General features: G+C 68.0%; 15 protein-coding genes. 5 read left to right on the top strand and 10 right to left on the bottom strand.

Annotated features, from left to right (window positions below; all coding sequences use genetic code 11):
• Positions 1-314, top strand: a 314-nt coding sequence (locus tag NS3_RS25475) for an ATP-binding domain-containing protein (protein ID WP_169811685.1), incomplete at its 5' end; no start/stop codon positions are given.
• A gap of 64 nt (positions 315-378) precedes the next feature.
• On the opposite strand, the gene NS3_RS25470 is transcribed toward NS3_RS25475, so the two are convergent.
• Together NS3_RS25470 and NS3_RS25465 are read right to left on the bottom strand one after the other, a co-directional pair.
• Complete coding sequence (locus tag NS3_RS25470) at positions 379-831, bottom strand: universal stress protein (RefSeq protein ID WP_067864698.1); 453 nt, start codon at positions 829-831, stop codon at positions 379-381.
• Positions 832-1,261: 430 nt separating this feature from the next.
• The gene (locus tag NS3_RS25465; RefSeq protein ID WP_067864696.1) at positions 1,262-2,116 is read right to left on the bottom strand and encodes an AraC family transcriptional regulator; all 855 of its coding nucleotides are present in this window, start codon (positions 2,114-2,116) and stop codon (positions 1,262-1,264) included.
• A 67-nt stretch (positions 2,117-2,183) separates the two neighbouring features.
• Between NS3_RS25465 and NS3_RS25460 the strand changes: the two genes are divergently transcribed.
• Positions 2,184-2,654, top strand: a complete 471-nt coding sequence (locus NS3_RS25460; protein WP_067864693.1) for a VOC family protein — start codon at positions 2,184-2,186, stop codon at positions 2,652-2,654.
• Between the two features lie 75 nt (positions 2,655-2,729).
• On the opposite strand, the gene uvrB is transcribed toward NS3_RS25460, so the two are convergent.
• Entirely contained in the window at positions 2,730-4,904 is a 2,175-nt protein-coding gene (uvrB, locus tag NS3_RS25455; RefSeq protein WP_067864690.1) for an excinuclease ABC subunit UvrB, read from the bottom strand.
• 136 nt (positions 4,905-5,040) lie between these two features.
• On the opposite strand from uvrB, the gene NS3_RS25450 reads away from it, so the two are divergent.
• Entirely contained in the window at positions 5,041-5,562 is a 522-nt protein-coding gene (locus tag NS3_RS25450; protein ID WP_067864687.1) for a ribonuclease FAU-1 family protein, read from the top strand.
• A gap of 68 nt (positions 5,563-5,630) precedes the next feature.
• On the opposite strand, the gene NS3_RS25445 is transcribed toward NS3_RS25450, so the two are convergent.
• Positions 5,631-6,068 (bottom strand): hypothetical protein, encoded by a 438-nt coding sequence (locus NS3_RS25445; RefSeq protein ID WP_067864683.1) that lies wholly within the window; start codon positions 6,066-6,068, stop codon positions 5,631-5,633.
• Between the two features lie 103 nt (positions 6,069-6,171).
• Entirely contained in the window at positions 6,172-7,137 is a 966-nt protein-coding gene (gene coaE, locus NS3_RS25440) for a dephospho-CoA kinase (protein WP_084495913.1), read from the bottom strand.
• Positions 7,138-7,443: 306 nt separating this feature from the next.
• On the opposite strand from coaE, the gene NS3_RS25435 reads away from it, so the two are divergent.
• Entirely contained in the window at positions 7,444-7,653 is a 210-nt protein-coding gene (locus NS3_RS25435; protein WP_067864680.1) for a hypothetical protein, read from the top strand.
• A 167-nt stretch (positions 7,654-7,820) separates the two neighbouring features.
• On the opposite strand, the gene rpsA is transcribed toward NS3_RS25435, so the two are convergent.
• Positions 7,821-9,284, bottom strand: coding sequence for a 30S ribosomal protein S1 (rpsA, locus tag NS3_RS25430; protein WP_067864677.1), 1,464 nt, complete (start codon positions 9,282-9,284; stop codon positions 7,821-7,823).
• Between the two features lie 384 nt (positions 9,285-9,668).
• On the opposite strand from rpsA, the gene NS3_RS25425 reads away from it, so the two are divergent.
• Entirely contained in the window at positions 9,669-10,529 is an 861-nt protein-coding gene (locus NS3_RS25425; RefSeq protein WP_067864674.1) for a class I SAM-dependent methyltransferase, read from the top strand.
• A 58-nt stretch (positions 10,530-10,587) separates the two neighbouring features.
• Here the strand turns inward: NS3_RS25425 and NS3_RS25420 are convergent, their stop codons facing one another.
• The 4 genes from NS3_RS25420 to NS3_RS25405 form a co-directional block, all read right to left on the bottom strand.
• The gene (locus tag NS3_RS25420; RefSeq protein ID WP_067864671.1) at positions 10,588-10,770 is read right to left on the bottom strand and encodes a type II toxin-antitoxin system antitoxin; all 183 of its coding nucleotides are present in this window, start codon (positions 10,768-10,770) and stop codon (positions 10,588-10,590) included.
• Between the two features lie 10 nt (positions 10,771-10,780).
• Complete coding sequence (locus NS3_RS25415; RefSeq protein ID WP_067864668.1) at positions 10,781-11,665, bottom strand: SPFH domain-containing protein; 885 nt, start codon at positions 11,663-11,665, stop codon at positions 10,781-10,783.
• A 105-nt stretch (positions 11,666-11,770) separates the two neighbouring features.
• Positions 11,771-12,553 carry an amino acid ABC transporter ATP-binding protein gene (locus tag NS3_RS25410; protein WP_067864665.1) on the bottom strand — a complete coding sequence of 261 codons (783 nt, stop codon included), beginning with the start codon at positions 12,551-12,553 and terminating at the stop codon, positions 11,771-11,773.
• Positions 12,550-13,530, bottom strand: a complete 981-nt coding sequence (locus NS3_RS25405; RefSeq protein WP_067864662.1) for an amino acid ABC transporter permease — start codon at positions 13,528-13,530, stop codon at positions 12,550-12,552. Before NS3_RS25405 ends, NS3_RS25410 begins: the two co-directional genes overlap by 4 nt.
• Between the last annotated feature and the right edge of the window lie 2 nt (positions 13,531-13,532).

The raw sequence follows: 13,532 nt of genomic DNA, 5'->3' as shown, positions 1-13,532 counted from the left end.
GGCGCGACGAGCTGGCCGGCCGGGTCGCGGCCGTGGTGACCGAACGGCGGGGGCCGGGCACCACGGCGGTGATCGCGCCCGCCGATCTGATCTCCGGGCTGACGGAGCTGGACGGCGAGTCGGTGCGGGTGCTGACGGTGCAGCAGGTCAAGGGCCTGGAGTTCGACGACGTGGTGCTGGTGGAGCCCGCCGGCTTGATCGGGGAGTCCCCGCGCGGGCTCAACGATCTGTACGTGGCGCTGACCCGCGCCACCCAGCGACTGATCGTCGTGCACTGCACGGATCTGCCCGAGGTGCTCGCCGCCCTGACCTGACCCCGACACACGCGAACTCCGCGACCCGGGCACGCCGGGGCGCGGAGTTCGCGCACGGATCGATCTAGCGCACGGTGTGCACGATCAGCACGTCCGAGCGCGACTTGCGCGCGACGTCGGAGGGCACCGAACCCAGCAGACGCCCGGCCAGGGTGTTCAGACCCCGGTTGCCGACGACCAACAGGTCCGCGTCGGTCTCCTTGATCAGCGCGAGCAGCGACTCGACGGGCTCGCCCACGATCGGGCGCTCGACGATGTCCCGCGCGCCCGCGGCCGCGGCCTTGTCGCGTGCGACGCGCAGGATCTCGGTGGTCGGAGCCGACCCGCGGACCTGGTAGGCCTCGTCCTTGAGCACGTCGGCGGCGGCGGCGATCTCCCGGTCGTCGGTCGGGTAGTAGGCGCAGGCCACGATGAGGGTGGCCCCTGCGTCGGCCGCCAGCGCGGCGGCCTTCTCGACTGCCACGTACGACGAGTCCGAGCCATCGGTACCGACGACAATGGTCCGGTAGGCGGTCATTTCTCCTCCAACTATGCGGGTCGGGTGCCTACGCTCAGCACTCCCGGCATGTCGGGCTCCGGCGCGGCGACTGGATCGACGATAGCCCCTCCGGGTGCGAAAACCGCATAATTCGCAACACATCACACTCCGCCATGTCGCATCGGCACCGATTGCGGACCGGCCGTGTTTGTGCCGGGTCCCGACTCACCAGGGCGGATCGGAATTCCCCGGCGCACATCCTGTGAACAGTCACAACGATTCCGAAGACACTTGGCACACTAGGACATTCATCACAATGAGGCGAATCGCCGCGTCCGCCGGACGCGGCCGCCCCGACGCGCGACGAGGCCGTTGACCAGTCCTGTTACCGATACCACAGCCGGTCGGCGCGAATTGTGAACCCAGCCACTATTGATGTCGCGACGCCACCGGAAATCGCCTGCCCGAATTACTGGGCGAGCGGCCGAACCGTATCGGGCGCAAATCGACCGGCGGCCGCCGCTGAATGCCGCGCATACTCCGAGGGCGACATTCCGATCTCGGTGGCGAACTCCCGGGAGAAATGCGCCTGGTCGAAATAACCGAGTTCCAACGCCAGCGCGGCCAAATCCGTGATATCGCCGCGTGCGAGCAGATCCGCCCCGTCCTGCAGGCGATGGCGGCGCAGCACCCACTTCGGGCTCGCCCCCACGTATCGGGCGAACATGCGCTGCAGGGTGCGGATGGGCACCCCGAATCGCTCGGTCACCTGGTCCACCCGGGTCAGCCCGCGATCGTGTTCCATCGCCTCGACGATGCGCAGCACCAGGCGATACACCTCGTCCGGCTCACCCGCCCTGGCCGCCAGCCATTGCTCCACCAGCGCGCGGCGCGACCGGTCGTCGTCTTCGGCGAGCACCCGCTCGCCGAATTCTCCTGCGTCCGGGAAGACCTCGCGCAGTGCGACACTGCGGTCCCGTAGCGCACCGACATCCGAGCCGGTGTACGCGCCGAACCCGCCCGCGCGGAAGCGCACACCGAATACTCGCCCCGCACCGGTCAATTCGCGCGTATAGCGGGTGGTGGCTACACCGGTGACGAAGGCGCCGGTGCGGGTCTCGCTGTGTTCGAAGGTCATGTTGACGCACGGGAACGACAGCACCTCGGCGCGATAGGCGGGCCGATCGCGCAGATCCCAGTCCACCAGCCAGTACCAGTGCACGAACCGACCCACCGACGGTCCGGGCGGCAGCCGGCGCAGACTGCGATGCCGGGACTGCTCGCGCGGATGCAGGATGCCCTTCTCCCCCGGGTCAGCCGCCACGGCGCGCTCCGCCGGATTGTCGCTTTCTTACAAGCTCGCCGCGTCGCGGGCCAGCAGACTCGAAGCCATGACAGCGAAGGTGAACCCGATCCCCGACGGCTACCACTCGATCACCTGTTTCCTGGCGGTCGCCGACGGCAACGCCGCGATCGACTTCTACACCGAGGTGTTCGGGGCCGAAGTGCTCAGCCGCAACGACTTGCCCGACGGCAGCCCCGCGCACGCCGAACTGCGCATCGGCGATTCCACCGTTCAGGTCGGACTTCCCGTGCCCGAGCACGGCGTGCTCGCCCCCAACGGCGAATGGGTGCACACCTCGATCGTGCACTACTGCCCCGATGTCGACGCGGTGATCCGCCGGGCCGTCGAGGCCGGCGCCCGCGGCGTGGAAGAGCCGCAGACGTTCGTCACCGGCGACCGCTTCGCCGCGGTCCTCGACCCGTTCGGGCACCGTTGGGTGGTGCTCACCCGAGTGGAGGACGTCTCCCGCGAGGAGGGCGAGCGACGCGTGAACGAGTGGCTGGCCACTCAGTCCTGATCTCTCCGGAAACACTGTGCCGCTGTGGTTTCCGACCCCGGAAACCACAGCGGCGGGGCACGGCACGCCCACGGCTCAGCTCAACCCCGCAGCGTCCATACCGCGCAGTTCCTTCTTCAGATCCGCGATCTCGTCGCGCAACCGACCGGCCAGCTCGAATTGCAGCTCGCGCGCGGCGTTCATCATCTGATCGGTGAGCTGGGCGACCAGATCGGCCAATTCGGCACGCGGCATCGACTTCACGTCCCGGTCCTCGAGCACGCCCGCGCTCACCGCCCGGCCCGGCTCGCCCTGGGCACGGCGACCGCGGCTGGCATTGCGGCCCGAACCGCCGATCTCCACCTCGGTCTCCTCGGCCTCCCGATACACCTGATCGAGAATGTCGGCGATCTTCTTGCGCAGCGGTTGCGGGTCGATCCCCATCTCCTCGTTGTAGGCGACCTGTTTGGCCCGGCGCCGCTCGGTCTCCTCGATAGCGTGCTGCATGGAGTCGGTGATCTTGTCGGCGTACATGTGCACTTCGCCGGAGACGTTGCGCGCCGCGCGGCCGATGGTCTGGATGAGGCTGGTGCTGCTGCGCAGGAAGCCTTCCTTGTCGGCGTCCAGGATCGCCACCAGGGAGACCTCGGGCAGGTCGAGACCCTCGCGCAGCAGGTTGATGCCGATCAGCACGTCGTACTCACCCAACCGCAGCTGCCGCAGCAGTTCCACCCGTCGCAGGGTGTCGATCTCGGAATGCAGGTAGCGCACCCGCACGCCGAGGCCGAGCAGATAGTCGGTGAGGTCCTCGGCCATCTTCTTGGTCAGCGTGGTGACCAGCACCCGCTCGTCGCGCTCGGTGCGCAGGCGGATCTCGTGCAGCAGGTCGTCGATCTGGCCGTTGGTCGGCTTGACCACCACCAGCGGATCGACCAGGCCGGTCGGGCGGATGACCTGCTCGACCACCTCGCCGCCGGTCTGCCCCAGTTCATAGGGCCCGGGCGTGGCCGACAGATAGACCACCTGTCCGATGCGCTCGGCGAATTCCTCCCAGGTCAGCGGGCGGTTGTCCACGGCCGACGGCAGCCGGAAGCCGTACTCGACGAGATTGCGCTTGCGCGACATGTCGCCTTCGTACATGCCGCCGATCTGCGGCACGGTCACATGCGACTCGTCGATGACGAGCAGGAAGTCTTCCGGGAAGTAGTCCAGCAACGTCGCGGGCGCCGATCCGGCCGGGCGGCCGTCGATGTGGCGCGAATAGTTCTCGATGCCGGAGCAGAAGCCGACCTGACGGATCATCTCCAGGTCGTACTGGGTACGCATGCGCAGCCGCTGGGCCTCGAGCAGCTTGCCCTGCCGCTCCAGTTCCGCCAGCCGCTGTTCGAGCTCGGCCTCGATGTCGGCCACCGCCCGTTCCATCCGGTCGGGCCCCGCCACGTAGTGCGTGGCCGGGAAGATGCGCACGGTATCCACCTGGCGGACCACGTCTCCGGTCAGCGGATGCAGGTAGTACAGCGCCTCGATCTCGTCGCCGAAGAACTCGATGCGCACCGCGAGTTCCTCGTAGGACGGGATGATCTCGACGGTGTCGCCGCGCACCCGGAACGAGCCACGGGTGAACGACAGGTCGTTGCGGGTGTATTGGACATCCACCAGCAGCCGCAGCAGCGCGTCGCGATCGACCTCGGAGCCGACCTCGAGAGCCACCGACCGGTCGAGGTACGACTGCGGGGTGCCGAGGCCGTAGATGCACGACACCGAGGCGACCACCACCACGTCGCGCCGGGACAGCAGGCTCGAGGTGGCGGCGTGGCGCAACCGCTCCACGTCGTCGTTGATCGAGCTGTCCTTCTCGATGTAGGTGTCGGTCTGGGCGATGTAAGCCTCGGGTTGGTAGTAGTCGTAGTAGGAGACGAAGTACTCGACCGCGTTGTGCGGGAGCATCTCGCGCAGTTCGTTGGCCAGCTGGGCGGCCAGGGTCTTGTTCGGCGCCATCACCAGTGTGGGCCGTTGCAGACGTTCGATCAGCCAGGCGGTGGTCGCCGACTTGCCGGTGCCGGTGGCGCCGAGCAGCACAACGTCCTTCTCACCTGCTCGGATGCGCCGCTCGAGTTCGGCGATGGCGGCGGGCTGGTCACCGGCCGGCTTGTGCTCGCTGACCACCTCGAAGCGGCCCTCGACACGCTCGATGGAGCCGACCGGGCGGAACTCCGAGTGCGCGAGAGGCGTGCTCTCGTCCTCGGCGGGGATCTCGGTAGCGAAAGCCATGGCACCAGCGTAATTGCGAGGACCGACAGGAATCCCCGAGCCGGGCAGGACTCCCGTCCGGCTCGGCCGGTTCGGCAACCTTCTCCCTACCGGTCGGCCGGACGCGCCGTTCCGCGACACCGGTAGATTTCGGTCCATGACGCAGGCACCCGTGCATGTGCACCGGCCCAAGGTCGAGCACTTCGATGTAGCGAACAAGACCAACACCGACCCGAAGGGCTTCATCCGCGCGGTCGAGCGTTACCACGTGGAACCGTGGGGCCTGTACATGGCGCGGCACTCCGATCACCCCGAATTCGACTATCTGCAGTCCTGGCTGCTGCCGGAACTCTCGCTGCGCGTCACCGTCTTCGACTTCACCCCCGCATGCCCCCGCGATCAGGACTTCTACCTCGACCTCGGCGTCTTCACCCAGATCGAGCCGCAGCTGTGGCGCTCGGTGGACCACTATCTCGACATCGTCGTGCGCACCGGACGCGACACCGAACTGCTCGACGTGGACGAACTCCTCGCCGCGCACGCCGGCGGCTTGCTGACCGCCGCCGAGGCCCAGGCCGCCGTGGAGAACGCGACCCGCACGATCGACGGCATCGCCGCGCACGGATACTCGCTGCAACGCTGGCTCGGCTCGCTCGGCATCACGCTCACCTGGCGCTGAATCCGCCGGAAAAGACATTCGGCCCGGCGGAGCTCCGCCGGGCCGAACGCGTGGATGGCGTCGGCGGATCAGCCCGCCGACAGGCTCGGGAGCAAGCCGCCGAGTCCGCCGCCGCAGGAGGCGCTGCCGGTGAATCCGCCGGACCCCTCGGCGACCTGGACCGTCACCGCGTCGCTGATCAGCAGTTGCCTGGCCTCCAGCCGGTGCGAACCGGCGGTGGTCGGCTTCCACTTGATGGTGACCTTGTCGCTGAGGATCGAGGGCTTCACCGGGCTGCCCGGGATCGCCACACCGTTGTCGGTGAACTTGACCTCGGTCAGCCGGTCGAGGTCGACCCGCGCGGTCAGGGTGTAGGAGCAGTCGACCGTGTGGTTCTCGCCGGACACGGAGAGATCGCCGACCCAGGCGGCAGCGTGCGGGGCGGTGAGTACCGCGGTGGCGACCATGGCTCCGAAGGCCGACGCGCCGAAACCGGCGCGCCGCAGGTGACGGTGTGATGCTGTCATGGGCGTTGCAACTTCCTGTCTTCCCTACCCACTCGTGTGGGTAGGCGTCACGCTACACAGACAGAGGCAAGCCCACCGCTATTTCTGAAATAAATCCTTTTAACTAGCTTCCGCCCTGCTCCGCGACCTGAACGCGCACGATCGCCGGCCTGCCGGGATCGGCGCTGCCGTGCAAGCGCTCGCCCGGCTCGGCGTCGTTCGCGCCGCCGGCGAGCGGGGGAAAACCCGACGCGGTGAGCGCATCGCACAGGCCGTCCAGGGCGGCCGCGTCGGCGATGCTCACCCGGATGTCGAGCAGGTCCCGCGCGGGCAGTTCCGGCACCGCCGTCGGACCGATGTGCTCGATGCTCGACGCCGCGCCGCCGCAGGCCACGCGCAGCCGGGCGATCAGGCGCTGCGCCTGCGCGGCCCACCCGGGATCGGTCGTCACGAGTTCAGCGCCCGCCTCCGCCGCGGTGCCGGTGCGCAGGTTGCGCTCGAACGGGACCAGCCGCCGCTCCCACAGTTCGTGCACGACCGGTTCGACAGCGCCCTCCGGACCGCTGTTGTCGAGCAGCACGTCGGCGACCGCGCGCCGCTGCTCGTCGGTGGCCTGCGCGGCGATCCGGGCGCGCGCGTCGTTCTCCGGCACGCCGCGGAATTCGACCAGCCGGCGAATTCGCGTCTCGGCGGGAACGTCCACGATCAGCACCAGGTTCATGAACGGCGCGAGACCGTTTTCCACCAGCAGCGGAATATCTTGCACGATGATCCCGTCGGCCGGTGCGGCGCCGATCAATTCCGCCGTGCGCTTACCGACGAGTGGATGGGTGATGGAATTGAGTTTCGCCCTGGCCTCGTCGTCGGCGAATGCCTTGGCCGCCAGCACGGGCCGATCCAGGCTGCCGTCCGCGGCCAGGATGTCCGCGCCGAACGCCTCTACCAACGCCGCGAGCCCCTCGGTCCCCGGCGCCACCACCTCCCTGGCGATGAGATCGGAGTCCACGATCACCGCCCCGTGCTCGGCGAGAATCCGCGCCACCGTCGACTTGCCCGCTCCCATGCCTCCGGTGAGGCCGATCCGCAACATGCGCCCAGTCTCGCATCCCGGCCGGGGCCCGACCCGGCGGGGACCGAGCGGCAGCGCGGCCATAGGAGTCGGCACGAGCGGGCGATTCGTTACCGACCGTCATTCTTTTTGCCCGTACCGTGATATTGCCGAGACCGCCTCGCAACATTTTCGTCGGATACCGGCCGACGACGACAAACTTACGACACGCGACGTAATTACCTTCGCAAAATACGTCGAACGCGCGTGTCGTTCGACTAATCTTCGCCGTGGCGAATCTGTCCGAACTACTCCAGTCCGACACCGAGCGAAGGAAATCCATTGCGCATGAGAATCCGCCGAGCGGGTCGCCACCGCCTCGGTATGGCAGGCGGGGTGCACTGCCTCATGATCCCCGCTGTCGCGGCCGCCTTGGCCGAGCATCGCCGACCGTGGCTGACCTCGCTGCGGCAGCCCGCCCGGCACAGTATCGCCGCCCGCCGCCGGAGAACTCCGGCGACCGCGACCACGCGCTGGGTCCCCGCCACCGCGAGCTGATCCGACCCCTTGTCGATGGCCCGGCCGCACGGCTGGGCCATTCTCGTTTGCACAGCTCCGGTCTCAGCGGCTCGGTCCCGGTGACTCTCGCGCCACAGCCGAGCACGGGGAAGGCCCCGGTCCGATTCGGACCGGGGCCTTCCCCGTCATGCTCGTGTCGGCGCGTCTCAGGCGTTGCCGGAGAGCTTCTCCCGCAGCGCGGCGAGCTGCGCGTCGCTGGCCAGCGAACCACCGGCCGGCTCGGCCTGGCTCGCGGCCGACGGCGCGCCGCTCTCGGAGGAGTAGTTGCCGCTGCCGCCGTTGGCCGCCTCGGCCTCGGCGTCGGCCGCCATCTTCTCCATCTGAGCGGTGTGCATCTTGTGACGACGCTCGGCCTCGGCGTAGCGCGACTCCCACTCGTCCCGCTGCTTCTCGTAACCCTCGAGCCACTCGTTGGTGTCGGGGTCGAAGCCTTCGGGGAAGATGTAGTTGCCCTGCTCGTCGTAGCTGTCGGCCATGCCGTACTTCGACGGGTCGAACTCGGCGCTGTAGTCCTCGTTGGCCTGCTTGAGGCTCAGCGAGATCCGGCGACGCTCCAGGTCGATGTCGATGACCTTGACCATCGCGTCGTCGCCGACGGCCACGACCTGGTCCGGCACCTCGACGTGGCGCTCGGCCAGCTCGGAGATGTGCACCAGGCCCTCGATGCCCTCTTCGACGCGCACGAAGGCGCCGAACGGAACCAGCTTGGTGACCTTGCCCGGCACGATCTGGCCGATGGCGTGGGTGCGGGCGAACTGACGCCACGGATCTTCCTGGGTCGCCTTGAGCGACAGGGAGACACGCTCGCGGTCCAGGTCGACGTCGAGAACCTCGACGGTGACCTCGTTGCCGACCTCGACGACCTCGGACGGGTGGTCGATGTGCTTCCAGGACAGCTCGGAGACGTGCACCAGGCCGTCCACGCCGCCCAGATCGACGAAGGCGCCGAAGTTGACGATCGAGGAGACCACACCCTTGCGGACCTGGCCCTTCTGCAGCTGGTGCAGGAACTCGCTGCGGACCTCGGACTGGGTCTGCTCGAGCCAGGCGCGACGCGACAGGACCACGTTGTTGCGGTTCTTGTCGAGCTCGATGATCTTGGCCTCGATCTCCTTGCCGACGTACGGCTGGAGGTCGCGGACGCGACGCATCTCGACCAGCGAGGCGGGCAGGAAGCCGCGCAGGCCGATGTCGAGGATCAGGCCGCCCTTGACGACCTCGATGACGGTGCCCTTGACGGCCTCGTCCTTCTCCTTGAGCTCCTCGATGGTGCCCCACGCACGCTCGTACTGCGCCCGCTTCTTCGACAGGATCAGGCGGCCTTCCTTGTCCTCCTTGGTGAGAACAAGAGCCTCGACCTCATCGCCCACGGAAACGACCTCGTTGGGGTCGACATCGTGCTTGATGGAGAGCTCACGAGAGGGGATGACGCCTTCGGTCTTGTAACCGATGTCGAGCAGGACCTCGTCGCGGTCGACCTTGACGATGGTTCCTTCGACGATGTCGCCGTCGTTGAAGTACTTGATCGTGGCGTCGATGGCGGCGAGGAAATCCTCGGCGGAGCCGATGTCGTTGACGGCTACCTGCGGCGAGGTGACGGTGGTGGGCATATGTCGGTTTGCTCCGGACGGATTGTGGTCGGTTGCGGACATTGGAACTTTCGGTACGCTGCGTGATCACCGCGGCGCTGCGATGACGGGTACGTGAACCGTACCGCACCGCTCGATGCGTGAAACCCAGCACGGGGTGCGTCGATTCCCAGTACGCTCGAGTCTTCCGATACCGCGATCCGATACCCGAAACCCCCAAGCACGCAAGGACCCACTGCACACTCGCGCGTTCAGCGTACGCGACCTTGGTCGACCGGGGCAAACCGGTCCGCACGCCACTCCGGCGACACGTCCGAACCGGACATATACCCCACGCGCACGTGCCGGGAAGTGCTGCTGGACGCAGCCGCGGGCCCCTCCCGAACACACCGATACAGTGCTCACGTGTCGGATGATCGCCATGCGAAAGCAAACGCAACACTGGGCACCACGGGTACCACGAGGACGCGGCTGAGCTCGGTCGACAGCCAGCGCGCCAGCCGCCGCTGGTGGGACGCCGACGCCGACGACTATCACCGCACCCACGCGGAGTTCCTCGGCGTCGACTCCCCAGGCGGCGAGTTCGTCTGGTGCCCGGAGGGCCTGCACGAGGGAGATGTGCATCTGCTCGGCGACGACCTGGCAGGCAAGCGGATTCTCGAGATCGGCTGTGGATCCGCCCCGTGCGCGCGTTGGCTCACCGGCCAGGGCGCCTACGCCGTCGGCCTGGATCTGTCGATGGGCATGCTGCGGCGCGGACTGGACGCGATGGCGGGGTCCGCTCCCCCCCACCCCCGGACGCCGCTGGTCCAGGCGGGCGCCGAGTCGCTGCCCTTCGCCGACGAGTCCTTCGACGCCGCCTGCTCGGCTTTCGGCGCGGTGCCGTTCGTGGCCGATTCGGCGGCGGTGATGCGTGAGGTCGCACGGGTGTTGCGGCCGGGCGGTCGCTGGGTGTTCTCGGTGAACCATCCGATGCGCTGGATCTTCCCCGACGACCCCGGCCCCGACGGGCTGCGCGCGACCATCCCGTACTTCGACCGCACCCCGTATGTGGAGGTCGACGCCGACGGCGAGCCGACCTACGTCGAGCACCACCGCACGATCGGCGACCGGGTGCGCGAGATCGTCGCCGCCGGGTTGCTGATCGACGACCTGGTCGAGCCGGACTGGCCGGAGTGGCTGGACCGGGAGTGGGGACAGTGGAGCCCGCTGCGCGGCCAGATCTTCCCCGGCACAGCCATTTTCGTGACGCACAAACCGGCCTGAATGCCGGACGACCCCGGCTCGCATATCGGGCCGGGGTCGCGCACTCCGAGCGCCCGTGTCAGCCGGACTCGCCATCGGACCGAGAGCCGGGCTTGGGCTTGCGTCCGGCCTGCTCCAACGCCAGCCGCAACGCGTACTCGATCTGCGCGTTGATGCTGCGCAGGTCGTCGGCCGCCCACCGGGCGATCGCCTCATGGACGGCCGGGTCGAGCCGCAGCAGCAGTTTCTTCCGTTCGGCCATGAGCGCGCCGCTAGTGGTACAGCGATCCGGCGTTGACCACCGGCTGCGTCGCGCGATCGCCGCAGAGCACGACCAGCAGGTTCGACACCATCGCCGCGCGCCGCTCCTCGTCGAGTTCGACCACGCCCTGCGCGGTGAGCCTGTCCAATGCCATACCGACCATCCCGACCGCCCCTTCCACGATGTGCGTACGGGCGGCGACCACCTGCGCCGCCTGCTGACGCACCAGCATGGCCTGGGCGATCTCCGGCGCGTAGGCCAGGTGGGTGATGCGCGCCTCGATCACCTCGATGCCTGCCATCGCGGTGCGCTCGCGCAGCTCGACGGTCAGTTCCTCGGCGATCTCGGTGCCGTCGCGCAGGCTGGTGCGCCCGACGTCGTGCGCGTCGTAGGGGTGCGTGGTGGCCAGGTGCCGAACCGCGGCCTCGGACTGGGTCTCGACGTACTCCTCGTAGTCGTCGACCGAGAAGGCCGCCTTGAAGCTGTCGACCACCTTGTAGACGACCACCGCGCCGATCTCGACCGGGTTGCCGTCGGCGTCGTTGACCTTGAGCTTCTGGGTCTCGAAGTTGCGCACCCGCAGGGAGATGGATTTGCGGTCGGTCAGCGGGACCACCGAGTAGAAGCCGGGTTCGCTCACCGACCCGATGTAGCGGCCGAAGAACTGCACCACCTTGGCCTCGTTGGGGTTGACCACGGTCAGCCCGGTCATCAGCAGGAGCAGGACGACGATGCCGACGCAGGCCGCGATGGCGGCGATCAGCGCGGGCACGTTGTCGCCGCCTGCCGCGGCGACGAAGCCGAGCGCGGCCGCGCCGCCGAAGACCAACAGCAGCACCAGCAACGCCAGCAGTACGAGGAACCCGTTGACGCGCGACGCGGGCCGGAACTCCATGACAACCTCCCGGAATATCGAAGTGATATCACCAAGATAGCACGCGTACCCCAGACGCACAGGAGCCCCGGACGTATCCGGGGCTCCTGTGTACGCGGGCTGATTTCAGAGCAGACGGGACAGAAAGACCTTCGTACGCTCCTGCTTCGGCTCGGCCAGCACCTCGCGGGGCGGGCCGGACTCGACGACCACACCGCCGTCCATGAACACCAGCTGATCGGCGACCTCCCTGGCGAAGCCCATCTCGTGGGTCACCACCACCATCGTCATGCCGCTGTCGGCGAGTTCGCGCATGACGGTGAGCACCTCGCCGACCAGTTCCGGATCCAGCGCCGAGGTCGGTTCGTCGAAGAGCATGAGCTTGGGATCCATCGCGAGCGCGCGGGCGATGGCGACGCGCTGCTGCTGGCCGCCGGACAGCTGCGCCGGGTAGGCGTCGGCCTTGTCGGCCATGCCGACTCGCCTCAACAGCTCGCGCCCACGCTCGAGGGCCTTGGCCTTGGGCACCTTTTTGACCTGGATCGGCGCCTCGATGATGTTCTCCAGCGCGGTACGGTGCGGGAACAGATTGAAGTGCTGGAACACCATGCCGATGTCGCGGCGCTGCTTGGCCGCCTCCCGCGGATGCAGCTCGTAGAGCTTGTCGCCCTTCTGCCGGTAGCCGACCAGGTCGCCGTCGACATAGAGCCGTCCCGCGTCGACCTGCTCGAGATGGTTGATACAGCGCAGGAAGGTCGACTTGCCCGAGCCGGACGGGCCGATCAGGCACAGCACCTCCCCGCGCGCCACCTCGAGCGAGACGCCCGCGAGCACCCGCAGCGCGCCGAAGCTCTTGCACACCCGCTCGGCGCGGATCATCGGGACCGACCCGCCGGCCGTTGCTGTCATTTCGCCACATCCGGTTTCTGTGCGTCGGCCAGTGCTCGCAACTGCTTGGCGGTCAACTGCCGCGACACGCCCCGCGAGTAGTGCCGTTCCAGGTAGTACTGCCCGACCATGAGCACGCTGGTGATGGCCAGGTACCAGGTGGCGGTGACCAACAGCAGCGGGATGGGCTGGAAGTTGACGCCGTAGATGTCACGGGCGCGGCCGTACAGATCGGTGCTCAGCGGGATGGCCGTGACCAGCGAGGTGGTCTTGAGCATCCCGATCAACTCGTTGCCGGTGGGCGGGATGATGACCCGCATCGCCTGTGGCAGCACCGTCCGGCGCATGGTCTGCGACCAGGACATGCCCAGGGCGACCGAAGCCTCCCGCTGCCCCTCCCCCACCGAGTTGATGCCCGCGCGGACGATCTCGGCCATGTAGGCCGCCTCGTTGAGCCCGAGGCCGAGCACCGCGAAGGTGAACGCGGCCTGCAGATTCTGCACGTCGAGTTCGAAGAAACTCGGCCCGAACGGCACCCCGAGCACGATCTGCTTGTAGAGCGAGGGGAACAGACCCCAGAACACCAACTGCACGAACACCGGGGTGCCACGGAAGATCCACAGATAGACCCACGCCGTCGCGCGCAGCACCGGGTTCGGCGACAACCGCATGACCGCCAGCACGGTGCCGAGCACGATCGCGATCAGCATGGCCAACACGGTCAGCTCCAGGGTGACCACCGCGCCCGAGAGGATGCGGGTGTCGAACAGGTACCGGCCGTAGGTGCCCCATTGATATGCCTCGTTGGTGGCCGCGCCGTAGACGAACAGCCCCACCAGCACCAGAATCACCGCCGCCGCGATCCAGCGCCCCGGCCTGCGCAGCGGGACCGCCTTGATCGGCTCGGGCTCGAGCGCCGGATCACCGGACTGTCGCGACGGCGGGTCCTTGCTCAGCGGGTCGTTCGATGCGGCCGCCTCGTTGTCGCTGCCCGCCATCG

It is taken from the genome of Nocardia shimofusensis NBRC 100134, assembly GCF_001613125.1.
GTDB lineage: Bacteria > Actinomycetota > Actinomycetes > Mycobacteriales > Mycobacteriaceae > Nocardia > Nocardia shimofusensis.
This window is presented reverse-complemented; position numbering and strand designations above follow the sequence as displayed.

What these genes read in the sequence shown, in the direction of transcription:
- uvrB (WP_067864690.1), bottom strand. Translation starts at nt 4,904, where the DNA reads ATGGCTTTCGCTACCGAGATCCCCGCCGAGGACGAGAGCACGCCTCTC.
- NS3_RS25450 (WP_067864687.1), top strand. Translation starts at nt 5,041, where the DNA reads ATGACGCAGGCACCCGTGCATGTGCACCGGCCCAAGGTCGAGCACTTC.
- NS3_RS25470 (WP_067864698.1), bottom strand. Translation starts at nt 831, where the DNA reads ATGACCGCCTACCGGACCATTGTCGTCGGTACCGATGGCTCGGACTCG.
- NS3_RS25445 (WP_067864683.1), bottom strand. Translation starts at nt 6,068, where the DNA reads ATGACAGCATCACACCGTCACCTGCGGCGCGCCGGTTTCGGCGCGTCG.
- rpsA (WP_067864677.1), bottom strand. Translation starts at nt 9,284, where the DNA reads ATGCCCACCACCGTCACCTCGCCGCAGGTAGCCGTCAACGACATCGGC.
- coaE (WP_084495913.1), bottom strand. Translation starts at nt 7,137, where the DNA reads ATGTTGCGGATCGGCCTCACCGGAGGCATGGGAGCGGGCAAGTCGACG.
- NS3_RS25415 (WP_067864668.1), bottom strand. Translation starts at nt 11,665, where the DNA reads ATGGAGTTCCGGCCCGCGTCGCGCGTCAACGGGTTCCTCGTACTGCTG.
- NS3_RS25435 (WP_067864680.1), top strand. Translation starts at nt 7,444, where the DNA reads ATGAGAATCCGCCGAGCGGGTCGCCACCGCCTCGGTATGGCAGGCGGG.
- NS3_RS25410 (WP_067864665.1), bottom strand. Translation starts at nt 12,553, where the DNA reads ATGACAGCAACGGCCGGCGGGTCGGTCCCGATGATCCGCGCCGAGCGG.
- NS3_RS25460 (WP_067864693.1), top strand. Translation starts at nt 2,184, where the DNA reads ATGACAGCGAAGGTGAACCCGATCCCCGACGGCTACCACTCGATCACC.
- NS3_RS25420 (WP_067864671.1), bottom strand. Translation starts at nt 10,770, where the DNA reads ATGGCCGAACGGAAGAAACTGCTGCTGCGGCTCGACCCGGCCGTCCAT.
- NS3_RS25405 (WP_067864662.1), bottom strand. Translation starts at nt 13,530, where the DNA reads ATGGCGGGCAGCGACAACGAGGCGGCCGCATCGAACGACCCGCTGAGC.